This is a genomic window from Sphingobium sp. VMM (assembly GCF_056790315.1).
The window spans coordinates 311,641-327,284 of the sequence record NZ_JBXGSI010000001.1 but is presented as its reverse complement, the minus strand read 5'-3'; the positions used below and the strand labels follow the sequence as shown (position 1 = coordinate 327,284).

Genomic DNA, 15,644 nt, shown 5'->3' with positions numbered 1-15,644 from the left:
ATATTTATGCTGCGGCGGGCTGGGCCTGGTCGGGACCGAACAGGTTCGCGGCGGGCGTCAGACGGTCGGCCGACGGATCATCCGAACGGTCGAACCCTTCCATCTCCCTGGCCTCGTTACGGGTGATGATCCCGGCCGCGATGCCAGCGTTATAGTAGGTCATCCGTTCGACGGCGGTTCCGCGCAAAAAGTCACGATTGTCGAGACTGATGGTGTAACCGGCCGCGCGCTCTGCCGCCGTCAGAAGATGAACGGACGCAGACTGGACGAACCGGGCGTGCCAATGGGCGTCCGTATCCTGGTCATGCGCGATATGCGCCTGCTCGACGCTGGCATAGGACTGTGATCCACCGCTCTGGAAAACCTTAGTGGGCGACACGCGGAAGAACCGGCAAATCTCTTCGATCTGGTAACGCCGCGCCTCGATCATCTGGGCATCGGTCGCGGTGGCGGACATCGGCGTATAAGCGAGGTCGGCGGGAAGAAAGGCAGTCTTGTGCTGTTTTCCTGGGCCGGAATAGGCGCGCGACCATGCCTCGCGAAGCTGTCGAACCTGGTCGTCGGTCATCGGCGTCTTGGCGCTGATCAAGCCGGAGAGTTTGCCCCCATTTACGAACAGGTCAGACGCGAATTTCTCGGCGTGACGTGCGAGGCCGATCGCCTGGCGGGCTGTGTTGACCGCCGACATGCCTTCGTATGACCGCCAGGCCGGACCCTTCAAATGCCAAATCTGGTCGGAGGGGACTTCCTGACCATAGAGGAAGTAACGGACAGGCGCGCCGATCACGGACGGATCGACCAGCACGGTCACCGAACCGGGGTCCATCGGCAGCATTTCGAGAATTTCATTGGTTGCACGGCTGCGGTTGACCCACACGAAGGCGTTGCCATTCAACGCAAGGTGGAGGCCGATCTGTTCGCGAAATTCGTATGAAGTCTGCCGGTCGTTCGGCGCCAGGTGGAGCAACCGATACAGCGGATGGCGGGTCGCCAGCTTCTTGCCGCGATTGTCCGTCTGATGAAGATAGCAAGGCGGCAGCGCCAAGCCCTCCGCAATGACGCGCGCGCAGGCGAACACGGCCGAAATCGCAATCGCGGACGTGCCGAATTCCTGCTCGTCGCGTAGCTGTCGCTCGATCGTTTCGGGCGAATGAACCGGGACGGCGGACTTGGTGGCGAACGACTGCTCGACCGGATGACCGAACAGAAAGTCGATGATTTTTCCCATCGACTATTTAGTCAGTCCCAGAATTCCAGGGCGATGTCAGCGCGCGCCGGTGGCGGTTCGACGGATGAAATCGCGTGGGCCATCAGCGCAGCCACCATGCCATCGATCTTGAGGTGATCCTGGCCGGTCGGACGGCATGGCGACATCATAGCGCCGCGCCGGGTGACGCTAATGTTCGACGCCATCCAGTTCAGGCAGGCATTGTCGGGGTGGACGATCTGGCCGTTCAACAGGTCGGCCTCAAAATCGACCATTGCCGGATGCATCGTGGCCGCCTTCTGCGGAAATTCGACCACGCTGATCCCGTCGGCCGCGAGCGATTGGCTGATCGTCGCGGATTGCCAGGCGTCGAATGCAACTTGCTGGACATTGTAGGTCCGGCACAATTCGCGGATTTTCGCCTCGACCGCTGCGTGATCGGATGCACTGCCTTCGGTTTGATGGACGACACCAGATGCGCCCCAATCGGTGTAGGCCTCCCGGTTCGGCGAGCGATCCAGTGCGCCGGTCGGCAAAAAGAGATATGGCACGACAGCTTTCCGGCCGTCGGCGAGCAGGCACACGGCAACGATCGCGGTCAGGTCAGTCTTCGTCGAAAGGTCAACGCCAAGCCAGGCGGGTGTCCCAGGCGGGATGTCGAGCGCGGGATCGGCCGCCTTCGCCCAATCGACCGAATTCAACCAGCCGGACGCGCTGTTGCACCAGACGTTGAGATACTTGGTCAGCATCTCCGTTTGCGATCGGGGCGACTGAAGCGCCTTTTCATATTCGCGACGAAGATGATCTTCATCGACGCTGACGCCGTATCCCGGATTCGCCTTTTGCCAGACCCGAAAATCCCGCCAATCATCGTCGGCGTCGATCGTGTAGATCATGGCAAACTTGCTGTCGTCGCGGATCGTCCCAGTCAGCACGGCCTCGAAATATAGCTGCTCCTGGCGACACACCCCGGCGAGATTGAACCCGGCCGTCGTGATAATCAGCAAGAGGGGATCGGAACCGCGACGCTTGCCCATCCCAGTCCTGAAGGCCGCAAGCTGGGTGCCGTCTATGGCCTGGTGCAACTCGTCACAGATGCTGATCCACGGGATGCCGCCGTCTTTGGTCTTGGCGATAACTGGCTTGAAACTGCTGCCGGTGTGAGACTGGAAAATGGCGCGGGCCGACACTTCCAAGCCAAGGGCGTCAGCCAGGTCCGGGGTCATCTCGACCATCTTTTTCGCAGGGTCGAACACAGCAGCGGCCTGGTCCATCGACGTGGCACCGCTAAACCCTTGCGCGCCCTGTTCGCCGAGCGCGAAGTTCATGTAGACGCCAATGGCGGCGCCGATCAGAGACTTGCCGGTTCCGCGCGGAAACAGCCCCAGCGCTTCGCGAAAGCGGCGCAGGCCGGTCGCCTTCACAATCCATCCGAAGATGTTCGCGATGAAGAAAACCTGGAACGGCTCCAGCTTGATCGGCTGGCCTGCCAGCGCGCCGGTCACATGCGGAAGAGCCTCGATAAATTCGCAGGCGTGATCGACATATTCAGTGTTGAACTCGATGTCAGTGCGGTCGTGGTCGTCGAGATAGCGCTGACACGCGGCGCGGATTTGCCAACACGCTTCGATCTTGCCGTTGACGACTTTCTTCGCGTAATCGGTGGCAACCCAAGCATATGAATTTCGAGGATAACGGGGTAATGGCACCGTATATTTAGGGGGAAAGCAATGAAATTCGGACTTGCACTGGCCGCGATGGTAATGGTCATTCCGTCGATCGGATCGACCGCGACCGTTGAGCAATGGAGGAAGCGCCCGCCCCGTTGGGAAGGCCAGTCTTCGGTCCCGATGGACAAGCTGTTGGGATGTTTGGGTTCGCGCTGGGTCGGGACACTTTCGGCGTCAATGCGCGCAATGCCGATCGAAAACGGAATGTCCTATACGAACGACGGCATCCAACGTGACATTCTGGTCGATGTGATCGACGAAGGAAATCGGCGAGTGGTGAAGCTGTGGCTTCGGAATTTCATGGGCATCACGGCTGGCGCGAAGGAGCAAATCGAGAAACTAAGCGCCTGCGCCGAACCTATCGCCGAACGCTGAACGGACTGGCCTTCACCGGTTCGGCCGACGCGATCCGCGCCAGACGCGACTTGGCGCCCGCAATACCGAGCAACTCGGCTTGCTTACGAAGTTCCGATCGAAAGGCGGCGTTGACCGGCTCGCTCGCGCGAACGGAAGCGACGAAGACCGCCATGGTCTCGCAATAGAGGGCGACGGCGCTGCTATCGACGGCGGTCGCACCCATCGCGGCAATCCGCTCGATGTCAGTGGCCCATACTTCACGGGCTCCAGGCGAGAGCCATTCCGGCATGACCGGCACGTCGCGCACGATGTCGGGGCTGATCGAAACGACGTTGTTATCGGCGCTTTTCTTGTGGGTGCCAGCTAGCTTTTTGCGGGCTGGATCGGATAGCTTTTTTCCGGGACGCATCGTGTATTTATGGTTCTAGCCGTTCATGCTGATTTCATACCATCGATGCTTGTCGTCGATAGTTGCAAGTTCCAGGTGCCACAGGCGCATTAGCTTGCTCTGTTGCGCCAACAACCGATCCCATTCTTGGGTGTAGATCGATGGAGGACCATCCGGCTCCCACTGTTCAAGTTCCTGGATGCTTTCGATGTATTGGTCGCTCATGTGAACCCAAAGATGCTTCCAGACCTGTTCGCGCTGGTATGCCCGCCAAACCGCATTCGAACTATAACCAGCAATCGCCGCGAACAGATACGCAAGCCAGTGATTGTGACCGACCGCCGACAACAACAGAGGCGGGACTATTGAAAAGGTCAGCGAGGTTAAAATCATTTGACCAATCGAGGGCGCTTTAATGGGGTGCATGTCGATCCCGCGTTAGTTTGTCGCGGCACCGATTGCCGGTCAGGCGTTGGCAGGGCAATAGCGACCCCAAATTTTAATTCGGACGCGTGAAAAAAAACCTGGGCTGCGGTAGTCCCAATATATGGTATATTATGATTTTACCCGCCCCACTATAAGGGACGATTGTGCTGCCGGATCGTTGGTCGTCACCGCGATCCGACAGCACGGGAGCAACGTCTCTATTTAGCGTTCGGGCCTCGACAGCCTGCTAAATATCTGCCTCCTCGACCGGTTTCAAACGGAGGCAAACCATCATGCGCATACCACCATCGGCGGCACTCGGCGCCGCGACATTGATCGGCACCATCGGCTATACGATCGGCGACAACATCATCAACGTCGGCCCGGTCCAAGCTGCTTTCGGCGACCTGGCTGGACCATTCATCATCGCGCTGGTCGCGTTCTTCCTCGTTCCCGCGCTGGCGTTGCTGGGACGATCGCGGATCGCACGCGGATGGCTGTCTCTTGCGATCCTGGCCGGGGCGGCTTTCATGGGATGGGCCGCACAGTTCTTTTACGCCGACGACGTGATCCGCGAATTTCCGATCGCATCGACCGTCACGCAAATCGCTGGCGTCATCGCGCTTTGGCTCCCGCGTGCTGACGACTGGTTCAACCGTCGGGACGACGCCTGCCGCGCTTGATCCAGTCCGTCAGTTCCTGGTCAGCCATGATATCCGCGATATCATGGCCACGGCGAACGAACCGCGCTTCAACCCTCCCTTTCGCATCATTGCAGTCACGACATGCGGGGGCCAGGTTGCCCCCGTCATTGTTTCCCCCCAGCGCCAGCGCGACGACGTGATCGACCACCCTAGCAGCCGTGATCCGGCCGTCGTGTCGGCAGTATCGACACAGGGGTTCCTGGGCCAATATGCGGGCACACAGGCGTCGATAGCCGCTGGAATGGTCACGCAGATGGGTCGATCCACCGAGGCGCTGGGCGGGCTTCTTTCGGCCGAATATCGGCGGCTTGTCGGGCATCACGTATTTAACGCAATGTGGTTGGACGGCCCCAACCGCTGAACGACGCAGTCGGGGGAGATTGACCGCGTCTGCGGGACCGCCCAACTTCGACGCTACGCAAAGCGAGCTTTCGAGTCAAAAAAATTGGCCCGACCAGGGAGACGATCGGGCCAGACTTTGCTGCTGCTGAATTCGGAACGCCGGGAAATGGCGGTCTCTTGTGCAACGCGGTATGCACTACAGTTGCGAAGATAGGGTTAACCGTCGCGGAAAAAGAAACGGCCCACCCGATAGGTCGGATGGGCCAAGTTTATTCGAAGACGCGTTACCGTCTCCGGGTCGCGATCAATGCATGCGCCGCTCCAGTGTGGTTGGCAAGCGTCATTAATCTGACGTTCATTTTCTGAACGTCCCAATTTAGGCCGGTTGCGCGATCCGCTCGATCATCTTCGCGACGCCGGTCGGGTCTGTGGCGATCATCTGCAACAGGACGCGGGCAGGCTGATCCGGGGCGCGGCGGTTCTGTTCCCACCCCTTCACCGTCGGCAGCGGAAGATGATAGACCTCGGCAAATCTGGCCTGGGACAGCTTCGTCACCGCACGGACGGCCTTCACGTCAACCGGTTCGTGGACCACGTATCCTTCGCGCTTGCCCTCGTAATAATCCTTCACATCGTTTAGGCCGGACATGATCCCGGCGAAATCTTCGTCATCCACGATCATTCTCCTTTCTTAATCTCTTTCGCCGCAGCCCTGGCTTTCTTCTTCTGATCGTCCGTCAGGTTGTCCTGCTTGGACTTCGACAGGACGGTGATCAAAAAGACCGGTTCGTCAGCGTTCTGGTAATAGGTTATCACGCGGTAACCGCCGCTCTTACCCTTTCCTTCGCGTGGCACCCGGACCTTGCGAACCCCGCCGCCGCCTTCGATGATGTCGCCGATCGTCGGGTTAGCGGCAATGTGATCCACGATAGCTGTGCGCTCGTCATCGCTGATGCCCGCCGCTTTGGCAGCGCTGATATAGGTAGGAGTTTCGACGACCGTCTGCATATCTTCCCTCTACGCCAATGACGCCCAGGAGGCAAACGAAAAATGGGCGTCAATGACGCCTAGATGGTGATGTAGTTGGAGCGTTCGGGTCGGGATCGCACCGCCGCGCGACAGAGGGCTTCTGTCGTCCGCCTACTTTCGAACGCCCGTTATTTAGCTTCGCCACGGACCATCCGCGCACCAGCGTCGTCGATGGCACTGTTTGGCAGGATCGGCACAGTCAGGCGGTCGCGGACAGCCTGGTCGCGGAAAGTCATATAGCGAAGCTGGTAACCAGGAAGCGGCCGGGCCAGCCCCATTTTGCACCAGGTCGTGCGAGTTCGATATTCGTGCGGAACGCCAAGATCGGCGCATAGCTGTCGAACTGTCTCGCCCGACCAATGGGCCTCCAGGGTCATGGCTGCGTATCGACGGCCAATGGTCGGGAACTCGTAGATGGTCCGGTTCGGCCTGACCTGTGTCAGATCGAAGCCTGCTGCCTGATAAATCGTGCCGTGGCCCGACTGCGTCCCGTCGCTATATGACAGCAGCCATTCAATCTGCGGATAGTGGGCGAAAATCAGCCGACGCGCCATCGCAAGACATCGGCTTTCCGCATTTTTCGGCAGCACGTCGTCGAAGGCCATACGCGCCAGTTCCAACATCCCAGACCATGGCGTTTCGCGCACCAGCGGTAATACCTTGCTCTTGTCCATCGGCGGCCCGAACGACATCACGCCATGGCACTGGTCACCAATGAACGCGCCCAGGTGAAGCTGGGCGTTCCTGGTGTAGGTGCCGGAATAGTGGAGACGCTGGATCAACGGATTTGCGTCCCGGCTGGCGATCGGCATCAGCCGAATGTCTTTCGCGGAAATGGTCATTTCGTGGGGCGCGGGCCGTCCGGCAGGATCGGCCATTCTATGGGAGTGATCATCAGCCTATTTACTCTCGCGCGCTGCCCAGGACTGCCGGAGCCCAGCGCGCTGAAAGTCAGCTATGGTGCTGATTCGCTTGACCTTTCTGATACCGTTTATAAGAAGCCACTTGATTTTCTTAAGTTTCTTACAGACTTGACGCAGTTAGGAGACGCATAAACGTGATAATGTCTTTTGAGGATATTCGAGTAGCCTCAGCGCAACTGCTTGCCACCGAAAAGCGAACAGCAGAAACTGTCCAAGAGACAACTCCTGACGTAATAACGGCCGACATAATTAATTTCGCACAACGCTTGGGATCGGAACCGCCTCGGTTTCTTCCCGTCATAGACGATCCTTACGGTTGCTATGGCTGGTGCAGCGACGGCGTAGATGCAAAAGTCCGGGTAGCCGGAGGATCGCCTGTATTTGGTTGGACGATTTGGGAATGGCCGGAAGCATTGCTCACAGCCGAATTTCACAGTGTATGGAAATCTCCAACCAACGATCTCTTCGACATTACCCCAAAACCAAAAGGCGAAGATCGCATCATCTTCGTTCCTGATCCGAGTTACCCGCAGAACTTTAATTTCGACAATCGACCACGTAACCAGCGCATGCGTATCTGGGCTGACATTGACAAAGGCAAGGAAGCTCAAGTCCTTCTGACGCAGTTGTCGCAGAGCCAACACGCGTATGAAAGCCGCAGAGCAGAACAGGCTGGAGTTTCGCTAACAAAGTGGCTGGAACGGAAGGTTCCAAGCGATCCCATTGCCGCCGCCATTGACGAAGTCATCGCGGCAAGCGACGTTTTCGAGGCGCACTATGACTCTTTAGGCGTCGGCGGCAGCCAAATTCGGGCCGATGCTCGACTCCTTGCCCTTATGAAGAGAAAGGAATTGGCGCTTGCCGGGTTTAAGGCGCTCTGGGCGTCTCGATAGAGATTAAATCCACCATGGGCAGCCTTGCAGCCTCGACTATCGATGATGGTCGGGGCCATTTTCGTTTCAGGCCGCCATTTTCCTGTTCGATCGACGGACTTCGATCATCTCCGCGACGACCGCATCCCAATCGATCAGCGGGATCGGGAGATGATTGCCGACCGCAGGGCGACAAATGCTGTTCAGCTTGGATTCCAGCGCATTCGGAGTCAGGATGGTCATCCACTCTGCGATGTTGCAAAGGGTGCGGGCGGACAGCAATTCGATTTCATTGATATGGGTGGTGAACCAGGACAGCGCTCGTGCAGTCGTCGCAGCGCTGATCGTCCGACCTCTCGGCGTCCAACGCAGCATGTCGGTCGAAAGCGCAAGGTAGCATGCGTATTCGTAGTTCGCGAGACGGTCGAAGCTGATCGTCACAGGTGGCACCCGGTTGAACAGCGCTTCGATATGGGGGCGCAACTTCTTATCCCACTGCGTCAGGTCATGCAGCGGCGCGTTCGTCGCGATGATCAGCGGCGCGGTCACCCGAACATTATCGTAGAAGCCGGTGCCTTTTCGATCGGTCGCGATTTTGAGAATGTTCAGGCACTTGTCGCTTCGGAAAATCGTGTCGGCTTCTTCCATAATGACCGGACGTTTTCCCTTCGCGGTCTTCAGAGCGGCAAGCAATTCGCGGGAATTGGCAGGATTGGTGAAGACAGGCTCCAGGCCTTTCTCCTGCCACGTTTTGATGGCGGTCTTCGTGATCACCGTCTTGCCGATGCCGCCAGGCCCGCTCAACCAGGCGACCGGCCAATCACCAGCGACGACCAGCCCGACACTTTCGCGGGCAAGGCGGAATCCTGCGGCGACCGCATTTCGTTCGGGCACAGTCATCCAATCGGCAAAATTCATGCGTTCGCTTCCTTCAAAAATTATAAAAATGGCGCGCCATTATTGGCGATGACCGGAGTCAAAGTTTGTGGTGATTACGTCACCAGCGATCGACGATCCTGGCAGCGGACTGGCGCGGATCATGATGTGCGCCGCGACACATATGGACCGGGGTCCGATAGTGTCCCCCAGGCGGGAGGGGAAAGGAACGAAAGGACCGGGGTCCAGTCGATCATCAAAGGGTGGCCACCGCGTTTGACCCGGCCGTAATAGGCGCGACCGATGGACCTGAATACGCGAATTCAATCGTGCAAGGGCTGACACGATTGAAAGTGATGGTTAGACGGCCGTCGAACCAGATCGACCAGGGCCACCGATGGGCAGCGCACAAGAAGAATCGAGTTACGCGAAACAGAAGGCGAAGCTGCATTTTGCGATGACGATGATGACCCACATTCGTCAGGCGCGTCGGGAGATACGCACTGCTGGTGCGCGGGATAGTGATAGCGCCGTCGCGCGGTGGCTCACCGATTATAACGTTCGCCATCCTGAAAGCCCGATCAAGACTGCTCGCGGGAAGACCAAGTGGACAGCGCAGCAGGTCAATGACGTTTGCACTCCGGAGCCGACGGCGCGAGCCATGTCGGACTATCTTCAGAAAGCGGCAGACGACGCAGCCAAAGGATACGAACACGTATCACGACTCGCCGGGATCGTGCCGGACTCGGCCGATATAGAACGACTGCGGAATAAGCATCGCTTAGGTCAGGACGAAATGCTGGAGGTCGGGACCAAGCTGGGTAGGATTCTGCGACTGGAGGAACGGCCAGGCGATTTGCCTTGATCGGCACCGGCGCTGACCTGCTGAATTAATTTGTGCGTATACCACTTTCGATTTTGACTTTTGAATTGAAAGAGGTATACGGGAACAATCCCGGAGATTTTTCTCCAAAATCAATGATTTCTGTTGCGCGATCGATTCGGCGACGCTAGAGGCGTCTCCGTCAGCGCAATTCCGCGCCTTCGACATACAGAAAGCGCCACGCCATGATCATCCGCCCTTCCGGCTAACAAGCCGCATCCCGCCCCTGAAAACCTGCGCAGCAGGCAGCGGGCACCCCCGACATTCTGACTTACAGCAACCCGCCAGACGTTCTGGCGGGGAAAAGGAAATATTGCCGAATGAACAAGATGCGTGAAATTCTGAACACCCTGAAAACCCGAGGGATTTGGCCTCGGGCAAACCCGAAACAGCCCACACAACCGGCGAAAAAGACTCGTAAGGGAGAATCGTAATATGACCACTTTTGCATATGGCGAGATTGCAGCCGCAGTGCTGCGCGATGCACTCGCCAAGCTCCCGCGAAACAAATCTCTCCGGGGTGATGTTGATTGGGATTACACGAACGGTAGCTGGCGCCATTGTTCATACGCCACAGGCAAAGAAGCTTTGCAGCGCGGGGGCGAGCAGTATGGCCTCCGATTGAACCGGGTCGGTGCCAACATGCTTGTGTATGACCCCGAAGATTTGGCCGCAGCAAAGAAGCGCATGCATAAGCACGTGATCACGCACGGTGATCCCCGCAGCCCGCAAATGAAATTCTTCGTTCATAATCCTTCCCGCGAAGTGGTTCGCCGCGTCCTGGAAATGGACCCGGAAACGGCGGGCATCACGATGGGTTTCAACGGCACGATCGGCTCCGCTTGCTTCATCGTGAAACCCACTTGGCTCGATGACACCGCTCTCTCGACGATGATGGCAACCAGAGCGCACAGTGGCCGAAATTATCGCACGCACTGCATGGATTCTTGTTTCGATCGGCTGAACGCAAAAACGGTAGAAAGCCGCACGTCTAAAGCCGCCTAACCAGGCCGCCCTTCGGGTCGCACCGAACCTTTCCAACATCGTTGAAAACCACATTCCGGGGCGCGCGGGGCGCTCCGGTCGTCGGGGGAGCTATATCTGATGAACAGCACGACAAAGACCATCATCGGCGAAATTCACGCCATCGCCGCGTCCATCTTCCGGGGCCGGGTGGACGGCCACCATCATCTCGACGGCGCTTCGGTGACCGTCGCAGAACGGGACGCGATCACCGTCCAGACGATCGCCCATCCATCGTTCAACGTCACGCACGTCCACATCGGCCCCCACAGCGCCACTCGCATGTTCAGCGGAGACCGCCTGGCATTTGTGGCTTGGTCGATCCTGCTGGACGCCAATGCGTCGGACGATCCGCCCGCGCACTGGCTCGACCTGGTCGAATTCCCCGCCGCCTATCTGGCGCTGCGACCTGCTTCGCTCGCGGGAGTGCCGACCCATGACTGTTGAATTCGATCTTCCCGCCTGCCTGCGCGTGCGCGGTGGATGTCGAAGCGCGCCGGGCGGCGGTTACGAGACGATCAAGGCGCGGCTCAAAGACGACGTGGCCGATTGGCTCCGCGAGAACGTGACCGGCCGGTGGGAAGCGCGCGTCGGAACCCGATCGACGATTGTCTTCGACGACTTCGCCGACGCCGCCCTGTTCAAATTTCGGTGGCTTTGACGACCCGCGCCGACGATGTCCCCGGCGCTAGTATCCGCCCCGGCTTCGCCGGGTCAAAATAAGGGTCAGGGGCGTCGAGGAAGCCGAAAGGCGAAATCTCGGGTTGTTCCCGTCGAAGACGGGGATCGACCCGACCCGTGACCGACGCGCAGCGTTGGGCGCGCCGCATCATGTTCGTGCGAATGATCCCAGCCCGCCCAAGCGGGCAATCATCCGTCCGCCAGGCAATCCGTAATTTCGAAATTCGCGAAGCCCAGATAACCGGCGATTTCGAGATGGTGGATCATCCGCGAAGACGCTGGTGCGTTCGAACGCCAGATGATCGGGCGCCGTGATCGCAAGCGACCACGCCACCGGCGCCTTCATCGAGACCTACGGCCTCGATTTCGACGCGTTTAGATAAATATAGGTGAAACCAGCAAATCGATGTATTCTTCGCCTTGTCGTCGAATATATCAACAGATGTCACACATAAATCCCTATAGTATTAGGAGTTATTTTGTGACAGATATTAGCGCCGGTGACACGTAAACATTAATAATTTGAAAGGAAACATGACCAATACCATCCATTATTCGGCCGAGCGGTGCGCCGCTGGCAAGAGCTATTCGCAGCGTGAACGTATCGTCACCACTCCCGGCCTCCACATTCTGGCCGTCGATCGCCGCGAGATGATCGAGCAGACCATCCGCAATCTCCGCGACCAGGCCGACAAGGCAGGCACCACCCCCTTTATCCGCGCGATCTTTTCGTCCGAAGGCAAGTTCGCTGGCGGATCGGCGAACGTCCGCGTCGATATCGAGGCCCTGCCGACGATCTATTCGACCGGCCACGTCGTGATCGTGACCACCCACACGGCGCTGCAAATCTCGGACCTGTCGAAGTTCGCCGGTTGGCGCTGTTATATCGATGAGACGCCTTCTGCCTTCCTTCGCGAGACGTTGAAGACCCCTGCGCTTGGATCGGCTTGGTTCGCCGCTCGATACGACCTGATCCCCGATCCGGCCGGACGTGCATTCTCGACTGTTCGGCCGCGCGAAGGCGCCCCGACGAATAAATCCGTCCGTAGCGACACCGCCATTCGCTCGCTGGAAAATTTCCACAGCCGCGTCACCGCTTATGTCGAAGCCGACGAAAAGAAAGGTCGAAAGGAAGCCGACCACAACCCGGTTTACGTCGATCTGACGACCTGGGACGACATGGACACCGACGGCCTCGAATGGACGTGGCATAGCCTTTGGCTTCCGACCGCGCTGTCTGCGTTCGATAGGATCGAAGTGGTCGGCAACGCTTTCCTGGAGTCGATCACATATATGATCTGGCTGAACCGGTGCGGGATCGCGGAAGACGGGCAGGCGCCGAAGGTCGTGTTTACGCCGCTGCCCGTGTTGCCTGCGCGGCCGTTTGCCGTCCGTCCGGTCGAAATTCGATATTTCGCCGAAGGCCACACCTGCTCGACCACCTTCCTCGACAGCGATCAGGGGCGCGCCAATCTCGCACGGGCGGTCGATTACCTGTGCGAGACGGATGACACCGGCCAGTTCGTCAACGTCGATCCGTCGGCGCACATTTGGATGACCAATACGAAGCGTCAATCGAGCTTGGCGGCGATCCCTGGCCTGATGTTGCAGCCACAACAGTCGGGCTCGAATAGCTACGCGTCGTTCACCCACGCCACGATGCTCTACAGCGCGAAGCCGTCACCGTCTGAAATTTCGATTTTCGAGTCCATGAACATCACCGCCGACCAGGCGACCCGCGCCCGCGAAACGGAAACGCTGATCCAGTTCGCCAACCGTATCGGACGCCAAGCCGACGACACGCGCAAGCTGACCATTACTGTTTACGACAGACGCCAGGCCGAAGACCTCCAGGCCTATTTCGACAGCGTCGGTCATTTCTCGACTGGCCTGGTGCTGATCGATCTTGGCTTCGCCGATGTCGTGCGCCGGAAGCCTGGTCGTCCGAAAAAGGTCAAGCCGGTCCTGACACCCGCGCAGCTTGAACAAGCGGCAATCGAGAAGCGGGAAAAGGATCGGATTCGGCAGCAGAAGAGCCGGGCGAACCGGGCGAAGGAGGCGGAACCGGCATGATCGACGAGAACCTTCGCCTCAAAATTCCCGCCGAACTGTTGTGGTGGGAAACGATCCCACAGGGACCGTTTGACTTCGCCGTATACGCGGACGAGCCGGACCCCGACGAGGGCGATGACCTTCCGAACGGGGAACTGCGACTTCCCGCGAAGATGCACGATTGGCTGATCGACCATCGCGAAAGCGTGAGGATCGATCGGGAATCACCCTGCGAAGCGCTGATCTTCGCGGACAGGGAAACGGCGGCCGTCTTCTGGCTGATGTTCGGCGATGATTTTTGCGAGGTCGTGCGGGAGAGAGAGCGCAGACAGCGGGCTGCGTCGGTTACGATGGCGGCATTGCTCGGACGAATCAAACGGACGCCCTGAACAACAAAGAATGCCCCGGACCATTTGTTTGATCCGGGGCAAGTCGTAGTTTGAAAAGAAACAATCTAAAAGACCTTCCTCTTATATCATCTTTCCAAATCAAGTCCAAATATAACTATCCATTGTCGATGATAAATAAAAGTATCAATCATTTTGGTGCTTTTAATTATGATTACCGTTACTGCATTCGGCCAGGCAAACCGGCCGACCACTTCCCCCGAAACTTTCAAACCGATCCCTGGCTTCACCCGCTACCGCGTTTCCGACCAGGGCCGCATCGCTACCGCTTCCGGCGCGATCATGGCCGACTACGACAGCGGCAAGGGTTACCGCCAGATCGTCCTGATCGACGACAACGGCAAGGCCCGTCACATGTATGTCCATCGCCTGGTGCTGATGGCGCACGACAGCCCTCCTCCCTTCGAAGGCGCACAAGCCGCCCATTGGCCGAACGCTGATCGCAGCGACAATCGCTTGGCAAATCTTCGCTGGGCCACGCCTCGCGAAAATGCCGCCGACAAGCGTCGCGCCGCCACCACCCCGACCACCCTGCATTGAGAGTTCCAAACCCGTGATCACATTCGACCTTTCCGCCCTCCTCGACTTCCCGTCGATCGTCACCGAATTCGCGGAGGATTTCTGTTGCGACTATGACATCGACGATGTCCACGATTTCATCGCCCGCGCTTCGAAGCGCATCGGACCTGACCTCGACGCCGCCATTTACGCCACCGTCCAAGTCATCGACGGCCGCTTGGTTCTGCAAGCGTCACCGCATCGTCGCGCCCTTGGTCATTTCGTCCAGGCGCACCGAGACATGATCGCGGAGGGCGCAGCATGATCGACCGAACCATCACCCACCGGCTGATCACCATCGAGAACCGGCTGGACCGCGTCGAGACCAAGCTGGACCGGCTGCTCGACATGCTCGACCCGAACGGTCCCGACCAGCAGGCGATGCACCACGATCTCGAAGCGATCTTGTCATCGATTGGCCAGGCCGTGCTGACCCCTGCGGCCAGGGAGGTGAAGGGATGACAACTACGACTTTCACACTGCCGCGATCCCTCTTGCAAACCCGCGACCTGACCTTTCGTGAATGGTCCCAGGGGAAGCGTGGCGAACGCCTGGTCGGCCGCTTGGGTGTTTGGATAGAAGAGAACGCCCACGCCGATCATCGCATCGACGGCCGGAAGCTGACGTTCACTGATGAAGTCGATGCTGTCTTTTTCGCCCTTATGTGGCGAGACACAATCTCGGCCGAACTATCGGCCGAAGAAGAACAGATGGCCGCCGTTCGAAAAGCCTTTGGATGGACACCCCACCACCTTTACGCGGCCGTGACCTATTCATCGCTGATCGGTTTTGCGCGGTGCTATGCTGGGGGACAGTCGGAATGACCGACCATCTGGCCCGCCTGATAGCCCTTGCGGACGCTGCCGATCGTGGCCTGGTCAAAACGGTGGACGTGACGGGCTGGCCCGACGATCGGGTGATGGCCGCCCTGACCGACCTCGATGTCGTCGTCCTGGTCGAACCGATCACCGAAGATCGGGTCAGCCCGAACGGCGCCGTCGAGACCCGAACCGTCCCGGCCGGAACAATCGGCACCGTCGTCTCCGTATATGGTGACGGATCGCTGGAGGTGGAATTTCCGGCGACGACGGTGCGGGTGACGGCTGGCCAGATACGGCCGGAATGACGGGGCGCGACGACGATAGCGCCAATCCGAAAATCTGTCGATTTAATTGATTTATCGGCG

The 15,644-nt window shown here is 58.6% G+C and carries 25 protein-coding genes; 16 read left to right on the top strand and 9 right to left on the bottom strand.

Going from position 1 to position 15,644, the window contains the following annotated elements; translation table 11 throughout:
- Positions 1-4: 4 nt before the first annotated feature.
- Together ACUCV3_RS01685 and ACUCV3_RS01680 are read right to left on the bottom strand one after the other, a co-directional pair.
- A complete protein-coding gene (locus ACUCV3_RS01685) occupies positions 5-1,228 on the bottom strand; it encodes a phage portal protein (protein WP_482240316.1) in 1,224 nt (407 codons plus the stop codon).
- An 11-nt stretch (positions 1,229-1,239) separates the two neighbouring features.
- Positions 1,240-2,916 carry a terminase large subunit gene (locus tag ACUCV3_RS01680; protein WP_482240315.1) on the bottom strand — a complete coding sequence of 559 codons (1,677 nt, stop codon included), beginning with the start codon at positions 2,914-2,916 and terminating at the stop codon, positions 1,240-1,242.
- A 21-nt stretch (positions 2,917-2,937) separates the two neighbouring features.
- On the opposite strand from ACUCV3_RS01680, the gene ACUCV3_RS01675 reads away from it, so the two are divergent.
- Positions 2,938-3,312 carry a hypothetical protein gene (locus ACUCV3_RS01675; protein WP_125985901.1) on the top strand — a complete coding sequence of 125 codons (375 nt, stop codon included), beginning with the start codon at positions 2,938-2,940 and terminating at the stop codon, positions 3,310-3,312.
- On the opposite strand, the gene ACUCV3_RS01670 is transcribed toward ACUCV3_RS01675, so the two are convergent.
- Both ACUCV3_RS01670 and ACUCV3_RS01665 read right to left on the bottom strand, forming a co-directional pair.
- Positions 3,296-3,703, bottom strand: a complete 408-nt coding sequence (locus tag ACUCV3_RS01670) for a hypothetical protein (RefSeq protein ID WP_482240314.1) — start codon at positions 3,701-3,703, stop codon at positions 3,296-3,298. The two genes, ACUCV3_RS01675 and ACUCV3_RS01670, sit on opposite strands and share 17 nt — an antisense overlap.
- A gap of 15 nt (positions 3,704-3,718) precedes the next feature.
- Positions 3,719-4,108 carry a hypothetical protein gene (locus tag ACUCV3_RS01665; RefSeq protein WP_482240313.1) on the bottom strand — a complete coding sequence of 130 codons (390 nt, stop codon included), beginning with the start codon at positions 4,106-4,108 and terminating at the stop codon, positions 3,719-3,721.
- A gap of 332 nt (positions 4,109-4,440) precedes the next feature.
- Here ACUCV3_RS01665 and ACUCV3_RS01660 point away from each other — a divergent pair, with 332 nt between their 5' ends.
- A complete protein-coding gene (locus ACUCV3_RS01660; protein ID WP_482240312.1) occupies positions 4,441-4,791 on the top strand; it encodes a hypothetical protein in 351 nt (116 codons plus the stop codon).
- Here ACUCV3_RS01660 and ACUCV3_RS01655 read toward each other — a convergent pair.
- From ACUCV3_RS01655 to ACUCV3_RS01640, 4 genes are all read right to left on the bottom strand, one after another.
- On the bottom strand, positions 4,760-5,131 hold the full coding sequence (locus ACUCV3_RS01655; RefSeq protein WP_482240311.1) for an HNH endonuclease: 372 nt from the start codon (positions 5,129-5,131) through the stop codon (positions 4,760-4,762). The genes ACUCV3_RS01660 and ACUCV3_RS01655 overlap by 32 nt on opposite strands.
- Positions 5,132-5,530: 399 nt before the next feature.
- Complete coding sequence (locus tag ACUCV3_RS01650) at positions 5,531-5,830, bottom strand: helix-turn-helix domain-containing protein (RefSeq protein ID WP_278394895.1); 300 nt, start codon at positions 5,828-5,830, stop codon at positions 5,531-5,533.
- Between the two features lie 2 nt (positions 5,831-5,832).
- The gene (locus ACUCV3_RS01645; RefSeq protein ID WP_278394897.1) at positions 5,833-6,162 is read right to left on the bottom strand and encodes a type II toxin-antitoxin system RelE/ParE family toxin; all 330 of its coding nucleotides are present in this window, start codon (positions 6,160-6,162) and stop codon (positions 5,833-5,835) included.
- A gap of 149 nt (positions 6,163-6,311) precedes the next feature.
- Entirely contained in the window at positions 6,312-7,061 is a 750-nt protein-coding gene (locus tag ACUCV3_RS01640) for a Mom family adenine methylcarbamoylation protein (protein WP_482240310.1), read from the bottom strand.
- Between the two features lie 3 nt (positions 7,062-7,064).
- Between ACUCV3_RS01640 and ACUCV3_RS01635 the strand changes: the two genes are divergently transcribed.
- Positions 7,065-7,238 carry a hypothetical protein gene (locus ACUCV3_RS01635; RefSeq protein WP_312250996.1) on the top strand — a complete coding sequence of 58 codons (174 nt, stop codon included), beginning with the start codon at positions 7,065-7,067 and terminating at the stop codon, positions 7,236-7,238.
- Between the two features lie 2 nt (positions 7,239-7,240).
- The gene (locus tag ACUCV3_RS01630) at positions 7,241-7,999 is read left to right on the top strand and encodes a hypothetical protein (protein WP_278395082.1); all 759 of its coding nucleotides are present in this window, start codon (positions 7,241-7,243) and stop codon (positions 7,997-7,999) included.
- A gap of 66 nt (positions 8,000-8,065) precedes the next feature.
- Here the strand turns inward: ACUCV3_RS01630 and ACUCV3_RS01625 are convergent, their stop codons facing one another.
- Positions 8,066-8,896 carry a hypothetical protein gene (locus tag ACUCV3_RS01625; RefSeq protein ID WP_278395084.1) on the bottom strand — a complete coding sequence of 277 codons (831 nt, stop codon included), beginning with the start codon at positions 8,894-8,896 and terminating at the stop codon, positions 8,066-8,068.
- 355 nt (positions 8,897-9,251) lie between these two features.
- On the opposite strand from ACUCV3_RS01625, the gene ACUCV3_RS01620 reads away from it, so the two are divergent.
- The 12 genes from ACUCV3_RS01620 (at position 9,252) to ACUCV3_RS01565 (ending at position 15,584) form a co-directional block, all read left to right on the top strand.
- A complete protein-coding gene (locus ACUCV3_RS01620; protein ID WP_482240309.1) occupies positions 9,252-9,719 on the top strand; it encodes a hypothetical protein in 468 nt (155 codons plus the stop codon).
- 453 nt (positions 9,720-10,172) lie between these two features.
- Positions 10,173-10,742 (top strand): hypothetical protein, encoded by a 570-nt coding sequence (locus ACUCV3_RS01615; RefSeq protein ID WP_137405488.1) that lies wholly within the window; start codon positions 10,173-10,175, stop codon positions 10,740-10,742.
- A gap of 99 nt (positions 10,743-10,841) precedes the next feature.
- Entirely contained in the window at positions 10,842-11,207 is a 366-nt protein-coding gene (locus ACUCV3_RS01610; RefSeq protein WP_482240308.1) for a hypothetical protein, read from the top strand.
- A complete protein-coding gene (locus tag ACUCV3_RS01605; protein WP_482240307.1) occupies positions 11,197-11,421 on the top strand; it encodes a hypothetical protein in 225 nt (74 codons plus the stop codon). Before ACUCV3_RS01610 ends, ACUCV3_RS01605 begins: the two co-directional genes overlap by 11 nt.
- Before the next feature lie 137 nt (positions 11,422-11,558).
- Complete coding sequence (locus ACUCV3_RS01600; RefSeq protein ID WP_482240306.1) at positions 11,559-11,756, top strand: hypothetical protein; 198 nt, start codon at positions 11,559-11,561, stop codon at positions 11,754-11,756.
- Positions 11,757-11,975: 219 nt separating this feature from the next.
- Entirely contained in the window at positions 11,976-13,514 is a 1,539-nt protein-coding gene (locus ACUCV3_RS01595) for a hypothetical protein (protein WP_482240305.1), read from the top strand.
- Positions 13,511-13,882 carry a hypothetical protein gene (locus ACUCV3_RS01590; RefSeq protein ID WP_278395093.1) on the top strand — a complete coding sequence of 124 codons (372 nt, stop codon included), beginning with the start codon at positions 13,511-13,513 and terminating at the stop codon, positions 13,880-13,882. The genes ACUCV3_RS01595 and ACUCV3_RS01590 overlap by 4 nt, the downstream gene beginning before the upstream one ends.
- Positions 13,883-14,038: 156 nt before the next feature.
- The gene (locus tag ACUCV3_RS01585) at positions 14,039-14,440 is read left to right on the top strand and encodes an HNH endonuclease (RefSeq protein WP_482240377.1); all 402 of its coding nucleotides are present in this window, start codon (positions 14,039-14,041) and stop codon (positions 14,438-14,440) included.
- 13 nt (positions 14,441-14,453) lie between these two features.
- Positions 14,454-14,723, top strand: a complete 270-nt coding sequence (locus ACUCV3_RS01580) for a hypothetical protein (RefSeq protein ID WP_482240304.1) — start codon at positions 14,454-14,456, stop codon at positions 14,721-14,723.
- A complete protein-coding gene (locus tag ACUCV3_RS01575) occupies positions 14,720-14,920 on the top strand; it encodes a hypothetical protein (protein ID WP_482240303.1) in 201 nt (66 codons plus the stop codon). Before ACUCV3_RS01580 ends, ACUCV3_RS01575 begins: the two co-directional genes overlap by 4 nt.
- Positions 14,917-15,282 (top strand): hypothetical protein, encoded by a 366-nt coding sequence (locus ACUCV3_RS01570; RefSeq protein WP_482240302.1) that lies wholly within the window; start codon positions 14,917-14,919, stop codon positions 15,280-15,282. Before ACUCV3_RS01575 ends, ACUCV3_RS01570 begins: the two co-directional genes overlap by 4 nt.
- A complete protein-coding gene (locus ACUCV3_RS01565; protein ID WP_482240301.1) occupies positions 15,279-15,584 on the top strand; it encodes a hypothetical protein in 306 nt (101 codons plus the stop codon). Before ACUCV3_RS01570 ends, ACUCV3_RS01565 begins: the two co-directional genes overlap by 4 nt.
- Positions 15,585-15,644: the final 60 nt, after the last annotated feature.